The organism is Formosa algae, from assembly GCF_001439665.1.
GTDB lineage: Bacteria > Bacteroidota > Bacteroidia > Flavobacteriales > Flavobacteriaceae > Formosa > Formosa algae.
The window spans coordinates 90,938-106,333 of record NZ_LMAK01000017.1; the positions used below are offsets into that span (position 1 = coordinate 90,938).

The window sequence follows — 15,396 nt, forward strand, 5'->3', positions numbered from 1 at the left end:
TTTTATTTTTGTTGGCGCAAATATACTACTTGTAGTTTTAAGTGTGGCCTTTTTAGTTTATCAGCCTCTGTACAAATTGATATTCCCAACCTCATATTACAACTACAACTAATTATTTAATAATATTCTACCTTAATTTCTGCGTTAGGGATAGCAGCGGCATCCTTTTTGTTTCCTTAAAAACAAAAAGATATAGCGTATAGCCCGACCTTGCCCAAGCAAGGAAACGCCCAAAAACAAGATAACATTAAGCTTCTTTAGGTTACGTTAAAGTGGTAATTATTTCTTTTTTTATTATGTATATTTGCTCTTTATATAATAAACAAAAAATTTAAAAAATATGTATCCAGCAGAATTAGTAAAACCAATGCGCGAAGATTTAACCAAAGTTGGTTTTGAAGAATTACATACTGCCGAGGCTGTAGATGCAGCTTTAGCAAAGGAAGGTACAACTTTAGTGGTTGTAAATTCGGTTTGTGGTTGTGCTGCAGCAAATGCACGTCCAGGGGCAAGCATGAGCATACAAAACGATAAAAAACCAGATCATTTAGTTACTGTTTTTGCAGGTGTAGATAAAGATGCGGTAGACGCAGCAAGAGGACATATGATTCCTTTTCCTCCAAGCTCTCCTTCTATTGCTTTATTTAAAGACGGTGAATTAGTACACATGTTAGAGCGTCACCACATTGAGGGACGTCCTGCTGAAATGATTGCAGATAATCTTAAAGATGCTTACAACCAAGTTTGCTAGATTATATTGTGTAAAAAATATAAACCACGCTTTTAGCGTGGTTTTTTTTTATATCTTATTTTTGCTAAATCCAAACCGTCCAAAAACTATTTAATGAAACTATTAGCGTATCCTTTAACTGTATTATATGCTTTTGCTTTTTTATTATCCATAAGTATTTTTCATCCGATACTATGGATTAGTCATCGTGTATTTGGTTACAGCGCCTTACAACACAGTGTAAATGCATTACAGTTTACATTATTGCGTTGCTTAAATATTTTAGGCACGCGTTTTACGTATACCAATACTTTTGATGCCGAGATCCCTAAAGACAAACCTTTAATTATTGTCTCTAACCACCAAAGCATGTACGATATTTCTCCAATACTTTGGTACATGAGAGAGTATCACCCTAAATTTATTAGTAAGATAGAATTAGGCAAAGGCATACCAAGTGTATCTTATAATTTACGTCATGGTGGTTCTGCTTTAATAGATCGTAAAAACCCGAGACAATCTATACGTGCAATCAATGAATTTTCAGAATTTATAAATGAAAAGAAATATGCGGCTGTAATATTTCCTGAAGGCACCCGAAGTAAAGATGGTGTTCCTAAACCGTTTCAACGTCGTGGCTTGCAAACCTTAATAAAAAATATACCGACTGCAACCGTCATACCATTAACCATAAATAACTCATGGAAAACGTTAAAATATGGTAAATTCCCTATGGGATTAGGCGCTCATATTACATTAACTATTCATAAACCCATAAATTTATCTACCTTTACGGGCACTACAGACACTTTAATTGACGAAATTGAACACACTGTAACACAAAGTATAAACCATTAAAACTTAACATTATGTCATTAAAAAATGTAAGGTTAGAAGTGATGCAGTTTTTAGAAAAAGACGTAGACGCTTTAATAGAAAAATATTTAATTCCGACAGAAACCATATGGCAACCTACAGATTTTTTACCAAATTCTGAAGGTCCAAACTTTTTTGAGGAAGTTAAAGAAATAAGAGAATTAGCTAAAGATTTACCTTACGATTTCTGGGTTGTTTTAGTTGGAGATATGATTACTGAAGAAGCCTTACCAACCTACGAATCCTGGTTAATGGATGTAGAAGGTGTTGGACAAATAGAACGTAACGGTTGGTCTAAATGGGTGCGCCATTGGACTGCAGAAGAAAACAGACACGGAGATGTTTTAAACAAATACCTTTACCTTTCTGGACGTGTAAATATGCGTGAAATTGAAAAAACTACACAGTATTTAATTTCTGATGGTTTTGACATTGGTACAGATCGCGATCCATACAAAAACTTTGTATACACAAGTTTCCAAGAGTTGGCAACCTACATTTCTCATAACAGAGTTGCTAAACTCGCTAAAGAACGCGGAAACAAACAATTAAGCAAAATGTGTCGTATTATTTCTGGAGACGAAATGAGACACCACAATGCCTATAGCGAATTTGTAGAACGCATTTTTAAAGTAGATCCTAGCCAAATGATGATGGCGTTTCACTATATGATGAAACAAAAAATTACAATGCCAGCTCATTTTTTAAGAGAATCTGGCGGACAAATAAGTTCTGCTTTTGAGGAATTTTCGAATACAGCACAACGTATTGGCGTTTACACATCTATGGATTATATAGAAATTCTTCAGAAACTACTTAAACGCTGGGAAATAGAAAAAGTAACAGGTTTAACAGACGAAGCCGAAAAGGCAAGAGATTACCTTATCAAACTTCCAAGTAGGATGACACGTATTGCAGAACGCATGAAAGTGCCAGAAAATTCGTTTGAATTTAAATGGGTAGAACCTGCAAAATTATAACACATACCATATTTTAAAATATAAAAATTCCTTTCTGTCTCAGTTAGGAATTTTTACTTTTATAGCCATGACAAAAGAACAACAAATACAAGCCACAATAGACTTTGTAAAACAACAGTTAGAAGGTGCCGAAGGTGGCCACGATTGGTTTCATATAGAACGGGTTTACAAAAACGCGAAACTAATCGCTAAAACAGAAAATGTGGATATGTTTGTTGTAGAGCTTGGCGCTTTACTACACGATATAGCAGACAGCAAATTTCATGATGGAGATGAAACTGTAGGACCAAAAGTTGCAAGTACATTTTTAAAAGAAATACAGGTAGAACATGCTACTATTGAGCATGTTATTTGTATTATTGAAAATATTTCGTTTAAAGGCGGACATTTTGAAGCGACATTCTCATCGGCAGAATTAGATGTTGTTCAAGACGCGGACCGTTTAGACGCTATTGGTGCTATTGGTATTGCCAGAACCTTTAATTACGGTGGCTTTAAAAATCGTGCCATTTACGATCCAGAAATCACGCCAAATTTAAATATGACTAAAGCAGAATATAAAGCTTCCACAGCCCCAACAATAAATCATTTTTACGAAAAATTGCTGCTCTTAAAAGATAAATTAAATACAGAAACTGGTAAAAAAATTGCTGCACAACGCCACGATTATATGGTCGGTTTTTTAGATCAGTTTTATGCCGAATGGAATGGTGATAAATAATTTAGTTCATCTATATAATCCAAAGATTTCCAACACGGTATAAGCTTCAAAAATATTTATTTTCGTGTTAAACTATTCTCGCTTTTTATGGTCTTAAGGTATAATATCAACAACAATTAAAACCATTTAAGATGAAATTAAAAACATTAACATTCGCCATGCTAAGCTTAGCTTTTTTTATGGCATCATTTACTGTTCAAGCTCAAGAGAAAAAAAGAGAGCCAAATCCTGAAAAAATGTTAGAGCGCATGGATACAGATAAAAATGGCACAATATCTTTAGACGAGTTTAAATCTGTAAAAAGAAAAAAAGAAATGGATGCAGAAGTTTTAGAAGCAAACTTTGCAAAAATAGATAGTGATTCTAATGGTGAATTGACACTAGAGGAATTGAAAAATCAACCAAAAAGAAAAGGCAAAACGAACGAATAAACATGTCTGCCTGAACATAAAAAAACCTTCAAACTATTTTAGCTTGAAGGTTTTCCTATTTATAGTGATAATCTATTAAATTTATTGAATAATACGTGTCATCTCACTTCTATATTTAGAGGCACTCGTTCCGGTAATTTCATTAAAGAATTTATTAAAATGTGAAAAGTTATTAAATCCACATTCAAAACAAATATCTGTAATACTCATTTCACTTTCTTGCAGCAATTTAGTCGCATGCACTACACGGTATTCATTTACTAATTTAGTAAAGGTTTTTCCGGTTGCTTTTTTAAAGAATCTACAAAATGCAGGAACCGTCATGTTTGCCTGATCTGCAATCTCTTCCAAACTAATATGATTCTGAAAATTGTTATTTATATATCTAAAAATAACATCAACCTTAGCACTGTCTTGCGGTTCCGTTTCAAAAGCTACACCATCTACATTTAACAAGCTGTAATGTTCAGACATGGCTAAGTCGTTTAAAATTTCTAACAATTTTAAAACACGGTTAAACCCCTGATATTCTATTAAAGATTCTATTTTAGGACCAACAACTAATTTCGTTTCAGGTTTAAATAACACACCTTTTTTAGCACGCTCAAAAAGCATAGCAATACGTTCTACTTCGGGAAGCTTAAGAAATGTATCGCCTAAAAAATTAGGTAAAAATTGTACAATGGTTTCAGAACCTCTTGCAGTAAGTCTATCTGCAAACCCATTATGGGGTAAATTAGAACCTATAAGGATAAGTTGGCTATTATTAAAGTAAGATAAGTGATTTCCAATATGTCTTTTCCCTTGTCCTTTATTAACATACACTAACTCTAATTCCGGATGAAAATGCCAAAAAGCCTTACTCTTGTGGGCTTCTTGCGTATGTTGCCTTACCACCAACGAGCTTCCAAAACTTGGTGTTACCTTTTCGTAAGTTGGTTTTAACTTCATTAGACGTTTTCATTTATATGGCAAAAATACAAAATGTATATGGTATAGCATGTGTATAATTAACCCTAATGTATGTTATTTTAACATAAGACATCCTTAACAATTTATTTACAGTTAATATAGCATATATAATAGCCAATATCGATGTTTTCTAGATTATACTACCCGCCTACCTTTGTCATGTAATCAAGTTATAAAATTTGGTGTTATGAAAAAAGTATTTGTATTTAGTATTTACATGTTAGCAGGAATCTCTGGTTTTGCAAACACATCTAATAATGATATTGTTGCAGAAAACAAATCAGAAGTTGTTTTAACGCTTAACAATGTCAAAGAAGGACAAGAATTAGCAATTAAAGATGCTTACGGTTCTATTTTATACAATACTACAATTAAGACTACTGGTCTTTACAATAACAAATTCGATTTAACAGCATTACCTGATGGTCAGTACTCTTTTGAACATGAAAAAGGTTTCGAAATTGAAATCATGCCTTTTACCGTGTCTTTAGGAAATGTTACTTTCAATAAATCTGAAGAGAAAAGCATTTTTAAGCCAGTAATTAAGTTTAAAGAAAACAAAATTTATGTTTCTAAATTAGACTTAAACAAAGAAGACGTTGATGTAAAAATTTATTACACGTCTAACAACTCAGATTTTAACATCATTCATTCTGAAACATTTTCAAATACTACAGATATTAACCGTATTTACAGCTTAGCTGAAAAACGTTCTGGTAGTTATAAAGTTATTATAAATGCTAACGGGAGAAATTACGTTGAGCAATTTAAAATATAGTTTTAATTTTAAATAGATAGTTAGTTAAACTATGTCAATTAGTTAGTTTGTTTGTAAGAGTGGGACTGGTTATCTCACTCTTTTTTTATGCCCTTTTTTCAGGTAAATCTTTTAACAAGCAATTATAAAATTTTAATTTTATAACCCTTAGCTTTAACTAAAAGTATAGTCTAATTATGAAACATATTACAAACACTCTTATCCCTGGAACACACAACAAACCTATTGTTACCGATATATTCTTCACAGAAAACAACACACCAAAACCTATAGTTATCTTTTGCCACGGCTACAAAGGCTTTAAAGATTGGGGCGCATGGAATGTGATGGCAGAGCATTTTGCTAATGCTGGATTTTTCTTTATTAAATTCAATTTCTCTCATAATGGCGGCACAGTAGATCAACCCATAGATTTTCCTGATTTGGATGCTTTTGGAGCTAACAATTATTCTATTGAATTGGACGACTTAAAAGATGTGATTGATTGGGTTACCGTAAACAATAGCTTTAAAACGGAAGCAGATATTCAAAACATCAATTTAGTTGGTCACAGTCGTGGTGGCGGAATAGTCACTATAAAAGCAGAAGAAGATCCGAGAATTACAAGATTAATCAGTTTAGCAGGAGTAAGCGATTATGCATCTAGAATGTCTAGCGGAGACGCTTTAGAACTATGGAAAACAAACGGTGTAGAATATGTTGTTAATGGCAGAACCAAACAAGATATGCCGCATTATTATCAGTTCTTTGAAGACTTTAAAGCTAATGAAGATCGCTTAACAATTAAACGTGCAGCACAGCATTTAAAAATTCCACATCTTATAATTCATGGAGATGCAGATACAAGTGTACGTATTGAAGAAGCATATAATTTACACGAATGGAACCCCAATAGTGAATTAAAAATTATTAAAGGTGCTAACCATGTTTTTGAAACGGTTCACCCTTGGGAGAAAGACACATTATCTCAAGAACTACAAGAGGTTATAGAGGGCATCATTACATTCTTGAACAAATAAATTTACTTTATAATATTTTAATGAGCCCCCTTTTAAGTGCTATTAATCTATCAAAATATAAGAAGATTTTTCTATGCTATTAATCTATCTAAATACGTGTGAGATTACATAAAAGAGGGCCATTAAACATTATTCTATAATAATAAATTCACTTCGTCTATTGTTTTCGTGTTCAGGTTCTGAACAATCTACACCATTAGAACATCCATTTACTAATTGAGTTTCACCAAAACCTTTGGCGAGTAATCTATCCTTATCTATATCTCTGCTTACCAAATATTCTAAAGTAGATTGCGCACGACTAGAAGACAATTTCAAATTATAAGCATCACTACCACGACTATCTGTATGCGATCGGATTTCTAGCTTTAAATTAGGATACTCATGTAATGCGACTAGTATTTTTTGTAATTCAACTTCTGCATCTTCACGAATGTTAGATTTATCGTAATCGAAATAAATAATTGGTATATTTAATACATCGGCTAAATCCATACCAGGCTCAAGATCTACTATATTTTGCTGCAACTGAAAATCTATATTTTGACTATCTTGATTAGATTCTGAGATATTTTCATCGGTATCGTACCGTTCTTTTTCTGCCTTGATTAGATAAGACTGAAATTTTTTAGTTTCTACTTTGTAAAAACCTTTATCGTCTGTAAATACCTTAGCAAAAAATTCACCATCCCGATTACTTAAACTTACCGAAGCTCCAGAAATGGGTAAGCCCGTTTGTTTATCTGTTACCACTCCTTCTATTTCAGAAAAATATAAGTCTACTATAGGAGCCGTTTCTTTAAATGCAAATATGTTATCGTATACAAATTCACCGGTTTTAGCTGAACGGTTAGAGCTTATAAATCCACGTTGTGAAATTGGATCTATTCCAAAAGCAAAATCGTCTGCATAAGAATTTAAAGGTTCTCCTATATTTAATAAATTTCCATAATGATTATCAATAATCTTTATATAAAACACATCTAAACCACCTAACCCAAAATGACCATCTGAAGAAAAATAGAGTTCATTATTAGCAGTAACAAAAGGAAATGTTTCTTTACCACTAGTATTAATTTCTGGTCCTAGATTTTTTGGCGCACCTATAATACCAGACGAACTAATTATAGACACATAAATATCGGATTCTCCATAGCCACCAGGTCTATCTGATGAAAAATATAATTTTGTTCCATCTGAATTTAATGCCGGATGAGCAGTTGAAAAATCGTCATCATTTATAGACAACTCTACAGATTCCTGCCATATGTTATTAACTTTTACAGACCGGTAAATCTTTAATTTATAATCGTCATCATCTGCTTCTAATGTTTTATTACTTCTTGTAAAGTACATGGTATTATTATCTGATGAAAAGACGGGAGAACTCTCATGAAATTTACCATTAATATGCCCCTTTAGCATTTTAGGGTTACTGTTTGCCTGATTAACAGAATCTATTTTAATTTTATAAAGTGACAAATAACTCAGACCGTCCCAAGCACTTTTTTTATTTAGAAATGTTTTGGCTTTTTTTGTAGAAGCATAATACAACGTATCCTTAACCACAACATGACCAAAAGAAATTCTGTCTTCATCATAAATTTGCTCAAGCGGTTTTAAAGTGTATCTGCCTGAATTTTTTTTAATTAATTCTAAATAATCTTTAGCCAGAAGCGGAGTGTCTTTTATATTATTTTCAGTCACAAAAGCATCGTAAAAAATCATAGCTTTATCTGCTTGTCCTTTTGCTTTTAAGGCCTGAGAATAGCGTAAATAAACAATGTTATTTTTAGGTTTTTCTACCATATTAAACAAACTATCGTACCATTTTACAGCCTGATCGTACTGTGCATTAAAATAATAACTGTTAGCTAGTTTAGTGTATAATTCTTCAGACTTGTAACCGTTTTCTGCTACAGACAAATAAATCTTCTGAGCATTAACATAATCTAATTTTTCATAATCCTGACTCGCCTGAATTAACTTCTTTTCCTGTCCGCGAACAGTTGAAATAGTAATTAGGGTTATGCAAAACCAAACAATACTATATAGGGTTATTTTATTTTTCATAGCGTATATTTTTTAAAAGAATCTTGGGTTCACAACAGATCTACGTCTTGTACCTAATTCAAATCGCAAAAGGATTTCATGAGATCCGTTATTATAATTTCCTAATTCCGTAGTATCGTAATCATATGCATAACCAATCATGATAGACTTTGAGACTTGAAAGCCTGCCATCGCACTTACAGCAGCATCTAATCGGTATGACAACCCTAGGGTTAATCCATTATTAATTAGAGTATTTAAAGAGAGGTCTACAGCTAAAGGAGCTCCTACCACAGATTTCACTAAGAAAGCGGGTTTTAATTTAAAGCTCGGATTAACATCAAAAACATATCCACCTATTAAATATAAATGTGCTTTTTCTGTAAATGTTGAAGCCTGTATATCGTCATAGTGCTTTGTTTCTAAAAAATTTGGAGAAGACAATCCTACATACCATTTTTCTGTATACAAATACAATCCTGTACCAATTATAGGAGAACTATAATTTTCCTTTGTTAAAGACACATCGTCTGGATTATAGATATTTAATTTATTAGGATTTAAATCCCATAAAGAAATCCCTCCTTTTACACCTAAAGCTAATTTTAAATCGTATCCCAAATTAATAGTGTAAGAAAAGTCTAAAGCGACAAGGCTTTCTGTTGAAGGCCCTATTTTATCACTCGTAACTCCTAAACCCATACCTACACCTTTAACACCTATAGAAGAATGAGCAGAAAAATTTAAAGTCTCCGGAGCACCATCTAAACCTACCCACTGGTTTCTATATATACCCAACATACTTAACGATTCTCTAGATCCTGCATAGGCGGGATTTACAGAGATTGTATTATACATGTATTGTGTATATTCCGATTCTTGTTGTGCTTTCATATCGGGCATCATAAAAAACAGCCCCAATAATAACACTAACGTAAGTATCTTTGATTTTTTTAAAGTCGTTATAATTTTGTTCATATTAGTTATCTGTTAAGTATAAAAAACCTGATTGTTTATAAGACTGGCTATCTACATCATCGCTATCCTTATATTTTACAACATAAAAATATGTGCTTGCAGGTAGTTTGTCTGAATCTTTTACTGTCAATCGGCCAGAAGAACGGCCATCAAAAACATTACCATTTTCACCGTAATCGTTAGTTTCATAAACTTTTACTCCCCAACGATTAAACACTTGAACGGTTAAACTTAAATTACATTCGTCGCTCGTTTTATCTATAAAGAAAAAGTCATTTTTTCCATCACCATTTGGCGACACATAATTATAAACAACCAAAGCACAAGGCAATTCACGTTCTCCTTCTAAACGGGCAAAAGTAAAAATACCGTAACCTGACACATCTGTTGTAATGGTTTGATTTTCAAAATCGATAACGCCTCCTTCATCTATCCACATATTACTAGACTCATCCCACCTTACAATAGTTAACTCATTGTTTTCTACTGCTTGCATTAAACCGCCTGTCATGGAATACTCTCTCCAGGAAAACGTCATTAAACCCTCAGGACTATCTGTAAGATTATGTACATCCCAATATTCTAGAGGATCTATTTCTCTTATATTTTCAGCTTTTAAGTCGTGTGAATACAAATCATTCGAGTTTTCAAAATAATATTTCGTTCTAAAAAAATCATTTGAATCATCAGGCGCAGATATACCAGCTAACCTATAATGACCTTGGTCTCCAATAGGAAACATAAATTCTTGATCTCCTAATTTGTTCACAAATCCATCTACATAACTAATATCTGAAGTGTTGATATGATTTCCATTAATGTTAAATGTAATTTCTCCACCATAATTATCATTATCAACTATACCTTGATTAAAATCTGATATACCACTTATGTTTATTTCGCCCGACACATGAAAGGGATCTGCACTACTACTGTTATTAAAAACAACATTGTATAAATAACTAACCTCAGTCCCTGTAATATTCTGAATACTAGAACCTATAAATCGTGTAATACCGGTATTCTCATAAAAATCTAAAACACCATCGTTATTAAGATCGCTGTACACAAAGGTGTCTCCATCATTGTAAAATTTACCTGACGATAAATTATCAAAGCCTTCTACTATAGAAAACGTTGTATTTTCACTTACTGACAATACTCCTTTATTTGAGGTCTGCGCAAACAAGCCCATATTAAAAAAAAGTATTATTATATAAAATATCTGTTTTTGCATAAAGATTCCTTTTATTAGATTAATCTACTTTTTGGTAAATCATCGGATTTGTAATTAAAAAGCTGCTATTACATAATTTATTAACACCATAAAGATGAACTGGTGGGAATACAGAAACACCTACTAAGGTTTCAATACCTACACTTATTCTATCAAAATCTACACCCGGTCTAAAATTTAATGACACCGTATTTCCATTATTTAGTAAGTTTATTACGTTTAAACCATTTATAATTCCATCACCAAAATCAAACATGGCAACCTCAGTATTTCCTAAATAGGCTTTAATTTGTAACCCTCCTAGGACATCTAAATCTATTACACCACCACCGGTTTTGAAATTTATTACTGCTATATCTGTAGTGTTAGATACGGTATTAAAAAAGATCCATTGCTTGGTAGATGTTCCTACTGCTAAAGTTCCGTTACTAATCTCTGAGTAATGCTGTGTATTATCGTCTATAGCGTAAGATGGGTTAGTGACTCCTGCTCCAGAAACATCATTAACACTTAAGTTTAGCCCAGAATACTCGTAAGAAGTTGCAAAAGCATCCAAACAACGATCTTCACTAATTTCAGTACACATACCGTATACATTCATCGAATTAGGTTCTATTAAAAGCCCCAAAGCACTATTAGTAATATCTGTAATACGAATGGCATTATAGGCCTGATTTGGAGTGACAGCAATATAATATCTACCTACGGCATCCTGCACCACACGTATCATATCGTTCCCTCCAACACTTGCTTGATTACTTGAAGCACTAGCTATTGTGGTAGACGAGGTCACATCTCCATTACCATCATACGTATTATTTTTTACATCTACTTGAAAATAATGATCTCCCAAAACAAGACCATCTAATAGCCCCGAAACCACATTACCCAAACTTCCACTTAATAAGCCATCAAGAATGGTTGTATCAAAATCAATACGAACGTAACTTGTTACACCTGCATCAACGGCTATATCATACCCCATTTCTACAAAACCTTCAAACTGATTAGAACCGAAAAGGAACCCAGCACCCGAGTTTAACGTCGCATAACTATCAAAGTCTTCATCTGTTAAATTCTGAAGTTCGTTTGCATTTTGTGAATCTACTATCTTCGATAGACATAAAGATTCTTCAAAAGGTGAAGGCGTAATTACTATAGGACATGCATCTCCATAACGACTTACTTCATACAGACGCATTGGCGGCGCAGTTGTTCCTACAGATACTAAAGATTCTAAACCTACATCTATACGATCGAAAATACCTGGCGACTCAAAATCTAACGTTACACTACCTCCTGCAACAAATAAACCAAGTAAGTCTATGTTGTTTATTAAGCCACTTTGCAGATTATAATCTGGTCCTACTTGTGTAATGCCATTGTAGAATTTTATTTTATAAGTACCTAAAATATCTAATGACAATAAGGACGTAGGTTCTAAAGACATTCTGACTTTTACATGATCTCCTGCTTGAGAAGGTTGTGAAAAGTATACCGATTGATATACAGTTGCAGCTACCCCCGCTACTCCTAAATTAATTTCTGAATAATCTGATGAATTTTCATTGATAGCTCTATAAGGATTAGTAACACCTGCAGCAGAAAGTTCTGCTAAAGATAGACTTACACCTGAACCAGTGTACGATGTAAAGTTTGCAGCAAAACAAGGATCTATTCCGGTTTCAAAACAAGCATTATAAACATGTAAAGCACTTTCTTTACCTGTAGGCAATACTGCTGTTACATGATTTGTTATTTGAATACTGCTATATGCAACACTTGGTTTAATTGCTAAATAGGGTCTCCCTATATTATCTTCAACTACGGTTACATTTCCTGTAGCATTACCATTAACACCACCAAAGAAATCTCCACTATTCAAGTCTAATATTTCTGTCCCTCCAGCATCATATGCTTGTACTTGTATGTATTGATTGCCTAATAATAAATCATTTGCCAAATCACCAACTAACTGACCTAAAGTACCCCCCAATAAACGATCTAACACATCTTCATCATAACCAATACGTACGTAAGTTATTTGGTCTGCTGCGACACTACCTAAGTCCATTTTTACATATCCTGCAGAGGCGCTATTTGTTAAAAGATTTCCTGCATCTGCATTTAAAACGGCATAGCTTTCATTATTATCATCAACAGCATAACCAGGGAAATCTACATTTTCAAAATCTAATAAAGTAGCAGCACAAGAAGGCGTCTCTAAAGGACCAGTAGTAGCAGTAGGTAAAGCTGCAATTAATGGATTGTCGCAACCGGTGACATCTTCATCATAGCGCTGTACATCATATATTTTTATTCCATCCCCTATTACATCTACACCTAAAAGGCTGTTTAATTTTACCACAGCACGACTAAATGCAATACCCGGCGCAAAAGTAACTGTTATTGGATCTCCATTATCTAATAAACCTAAGGCAGCTGCATCATTAAGCAAGCCACTTTGTAAACTACGTGTATATATCAAAGCATCATCTTCATCATAAAGTAAAACTTGTATACCACTTATTAAATCTACGCTAGCAAGACCACTTGACCCTAAAGCTATTTTAATATTTAAGGTATTATCATCTGAACCTGGAGATGAAAAATAAAAGTTTTGTTGTAATGAAGATGCTACACTAAGATCGACTATCGATCCAGATTGTAAACTAGAATATGTATTAAGATCAGTATCTATGGCATTATTTAAGTTTTGATTTTGAACATCTAATAAACTTATACCAATACCGCCGTCTCCATCAAAAGAAGTTGCAAACGGACGACCACACTCGCCTCCTACGCTATCAAAATAAAAAGCGTTATATACTTTTAATTCTTTTTCGCCACCTAGATCTACTAATGCAGATTTCTTATGTGTAATCCGAATATTATTATAAGTACTGCTAGGGCGAATAGCAATATAAGTAAACCCACTAGCATCTTCTACTAGCCTTACGGTATTTGTATCAAAACCAGCTTCACTAGACCTACTTAATACAGATGAGTTATTTAAACGAGCATCAATAACAATTTCTTGATTACCTAATAAGGTTGCGTCTAATAGTCCAGTCACCAAGCCACCTAAACTACCACCTAAAAGCCCATCTAAAAGTCCTGTATCTGTATCTATACGTACATACGACCAGGTATTTGCTGATACAGTTGTAGGAAAATCTAGTTCAATGATTGCTTCGTATGAGCCAGCTCCAGCAACCAAACCTCCATATGCATACAAACTTGAATAGTCTGTAGTATTACCTTCAGCATTCGTTGAGTTAACAACTGTAGGTCCATTACAAGGGAAAGCTCCAGCTAAACCGCATCCTGTGAGAGAAACAACTCTTTCATCAGTACTTACTTCTGTTGCATTATCAGCATACATCTTTGTCTGTGCCCAAGTTTTAGATTGTGCGCTTAATAAAAACATCCCAATAATAAGCATGAGCTTACTAAAGTGTCCAATAGTAATATGTATTGTAGTATTAAATTTCATGCTGTATGTTTATATATTCAAGCACATTAGAACTTTTAAAACAAAACGCTAAAGAGCAAATATTTACAGCCTCTGGTTTTAATATTTTAAACTTCAACATACTTTTATACGGTTAAATTAAATAGTTATACTTCACGTTATAATTAACCTAGACACCACTATTGCAGTGTCTAGACTATTTATTTTATTTAATTACAAATATGATATTCATATAGGCAGTTGATGTTGCACTACTTATAATATCGTAGCTTAACACTCCTGTATCACTAATAGATACATTTGCAAAAACAGATTGATCGTAATAGGATATATAATAGTACAACTCTGTATTTGCATAAACATCCATTGCTGCTGGAGCACCTGTACTTCCTACTAGACCACCTGTATACGTGATTGAAGATCCTAGAGCACCATGAGCCACATCAAAGGCTTGTCCTGTGAACTGCTTGTTATAATCATCATATAAATTACGTGTTAAACCTGTACCCGTTGTAGTCGTTTCAAAGATTACTGCTGGCATGTAGAAAAACTTAGGCGTATTATTAGTCACCGTTTTTAAAACACCATCTGCCGTGGCAACTATTACTTTGTCTGCACTATCCGCACTCGCTTGTAATCCTTCTAGTTTAACTGGATCTTCTGTTGCTGTTGCTGGTGCAATGTGTAATTGATTGGTTGGAGTAGTAGTACCAATACCTATACGACCTCCCATATAATTTATATCTGTTGAGCTATCTGTTGCAGGAGTATCATCTGTATTTCTCCAAGGTTCATCAATTAAATCATCAAGGTTTTGATAAGTTACGTCTCCTTGAGCATCTGCTACACCTACACGTCCAGCATCTCCTGTACCGGCATCTAATTTAGGAGCAGTTACCGCACCATCATTAATTTTACTAGTAGTAACAGCAGCATCTGCTAACTTCGCAGTAATAATTCCGCCATCTGTTACTTTAATATTAGTATCTACTAGTGTAGCACCTGTTCCATCTGTTACTGTTATTGAATTATCACCTGTAGATGCTGTTAAATTTTTGGCATCTACCACACCATCTTGTCCCGCTGGCCCTTGTATTCCTTGAATTCCTTGTGGACCAGCTGCTCCTGTATCTCCTTTTTCTCCTGC

Annotated in this window: 12 protein-coding genes and 1 pseudogene; 7 read left to right on the forward strand and 6 right to left on the reverse strand. The window is 33.7% G+C overall.

Features of this window, described 5'->3' with window-relative positions; genetic code table 11:
• The first annotated feature begins 340 nt into the window (after positions 1-340).
• The 5 genes from AST99_RS07340 (at position 341) to AST99_RS07360 (ending at position 3,738) form a co-directional block, all read left to right on the forward strand.
• A complete protein-coding gene (locus AST99_RS07340) occupies positions 341-751 on the forward strand; it encodes a BrxA/BrxB family bacilliredoxin (RefSeq protein ID WP_057780824.1) in 411 nt (136 codons plus the stop codon).
• A gap of 93 nt (positions 752-844) precedes the next feature.
• Positions 845-1,588, forward strand: a complete 744-nt coding sequence (locus tag AST99_RS07345; RefSeq protein WP_057780827.1) for a lysophospholipid acyltransferase family protein — start codon at positions 845-847, stop codon at positions 1,586-1,588.
• Positions 1,589-1,599: 11 nt separating this feature from the next.
• Complete coding sequence (locus AST99_RS07350) at positions 1,600-2,586, forward strand: acyl-ACP desaturase (protein ID WP_057780830.1); 987 nt, start codon at positions 1,600-1,602, stop codon at positions 2,584-2,586.
• A 67-nt stretch (positions 2,587-2,653) separates the two neighbouring features.
• On the forward strand, positions 2,654-3,307 hold the full coding sequence (locus tag AST99_RS07355; protein WP_057780833.1) for an HD domain-containing protein: 654 nt from the start codon (positions 2,654-2,656) through the stop codon (positions 3,305-3,307).
• A 131-nt stretch (positions 3,308-3,438) separates the two neighbouring features.
• On the forward strand, positions 3,439-3,738 hold the full coding sequence (locus AST99_RS07360) for an EF-hand domain-containing protein (protein WP_057780836.1): 300 nt from the start codon (positions 3,439-3,441) through the stop codon (positions 3,736-3,738).
• An 81-nt stretch (positions 3,739-3,819) separates the two neighbouring features.
• Here AST99_RS07360 and AST99_RS07365 read toward each other — a convergent pair whose 3' ends face one another.
• Positions 3,820-4,689: an AraC family transcriptional regulator gene (locus AST99_RS07365; protein WP_057780842.1), complete on the reverse strand. Its 870-nt coding sequence runs from the start codon at positions 4,687-4,689 to the stop codon at positions 3,820-3,822.
• Between the two features lie 208 nt (positions 4,690-4,897).
• On the opposite strand from AST99_RS07365, the gene AST99_RS07370 reads away from it, so the two are divergent.
• Positions 4,898-5,488: a hypothetical protein gene (locus AST99_RS07370; RefSeq protein WP_057780848.1), complete on the forward strand. Its 591-nt coding sequence runs from the start codon at positions 4,898-4,900 to the stop codon at positions 5,486-5,488.
• A gap of 176 nt (positions 5,489-5,664) precedes the next feature.
• Positions 5,665-6,507: an alpha/beta hydrolase family protein gene (locus AST99_RS07375; protein WP_057780851.1), complete on the forward strand. Its 843-nt coding sequence runs from the start codon at positions 5,665-5,667 to the stop codon at positions 6,505-6,507.
• 129 nt (positions 6,508-6,636) lie between these two features.
• On the opposite strand, the gene AST99_RS07380 is transcribed toward AST99_RS07375, so the two are convergent.
• The 5 genes and pseudogenes from AST99_RS07380 to AST99_RS18715 all read right to left on the reverse strand — a co-directional run.
• The gene (locus AST99_RS07380; RefSeq protein WP_057780854.1) at positions 6,637-8,580 is read right to left on the reverse strand and encodes an OmpA family protein; all 1,944 of its coding nucleotides are present in this window, start codon (positions 8,578-8,580) and stop codon (positions 6,637-6,639) included.
• Positions 8,581-8,592: 12 nt separating this feature from the next.
• Complete coding sequence (locus tag AST99_RS07385) at positions 8,593-9,537, reverse strand: PorP/SprF family type IX secretion system membrane protein (RefSeq protein WP_057780857.1); 945 nt, start codon at positions 9,535-9,537, stop codon at positions 8,593-8,595.
• A 1-nt stretch (position 9,538) separates the two neighbouring features.
• The gene (locus AST99_RS07390; RefSeq protein WP_057780862.1) at positions 9,539-10,774 is read right to left on the reverse strand and encodes a T9SS type B sorting domain-containing protein; all 1,236 of its coding nucleotides are present in this window, start codon (positions 10,772-10,774) and stop codon (positions 9,539-9,541) included.
• 19 nt (positions 10,775-10,793) lie between these two features.
• Positions 10,794-14,270, reverse strand: coding sequence for a hypothetical protein (locus tag AST99_RS07395; RefSeq protein ID WP_057780865.1), 3,477 nt, complete (start codon positions 14,268-14,270; stop codon positions 10,794-10,796).
• Between the two features lie 184 nt (positions 14,271-14,454).
• Positions 14,455-15,396 (reverse strand): annotated as a pseudogene (locus AST99_RS18715) (hypothetical protein); the annotation flags it as partial.

Bases quoted from the DNA above. Each gene is read 5' to 3' on its own strand.
- AST99_RS07340 (WP_057780824.1), top strand. From the start codon at position 341: ATGTATCCAGCAGAATTAGTAAAACCAATGCGCGAAGATTTAACCAAA.
- AST99_RS07345 (WP_057780827.1), top strand. From the start codon at position 845: ATGAAACTATTAGCGTATCCTTTAACTGTATTATATGCTTTTGCTTTT.
- AST99_RS07350 (WP_057780830.1), top strand. From the start codon at position 1,600: ATGTCATTAAAAAATGTAAGGTTAGAAGTGATGCAGTTTTTAGAAAAA.
- AST99_RS07355 (WP_057780833.1), top strand. From the start codon at position 2,654: ATGACAAAAGAACAACAAATACAAGCCACAATAGACTTTGTAAAACAA.
- AST99_RS07360 (WP_057780836.1), top strand. From the start codon at position 3,439: ATGAAATTAAAAACATTAACATTCGCCATGCTAAGCTTAGCTTTTTTT.
- AST99_RS07365 (WP_057780842.1), bottom strand. From the start codon at position 4,689: ATGAAGTTAAAACCAACTTACGAAAAGGTAACACCAAGTTTTGGAAGC.
- AST99_RS07370 (WP_057780848.1), top strand. From the start codon at position 4,898: ATGAAAAAAGTATTTGTATTTAGTATTTACATGTTAGCAGGAATCTCT.
- AST99_RS07375 (WP_057780851.1), top strand. From the start codon at position 5,665: ATGAAACATATTACAAACACTCTTATCCCTGGAACACACAACAAACCT.
- AST99_RS07380 (WP_057780854.1), bottom strand. From the start codon at position 8,580: ATGAAAAATAAAATAACCCTATATAGTATTGTTTGGTTTTGCATAACC.
- AST99_RS07385 (WP_057780857.1), bottom strand. From the start codon at position 9,537: ATGAACAAAATTATAACGACTTTAAAAAAATCAAAGATACTTACGTTA.
- AST99_RS07390 (WP_057780862.1), bottom strand. From the start codon at position 10,774: ATGCAAAAACAGATATTTTATATAATAATACTTTTTTTTAATATGGGC.
- AST99_RS07395 (WP_057780865.1), bottom strand. From the start codon at position 14,270: ATGAAATTTAATACTACAATACATATTACTATTGGACACTTTAGTAAG.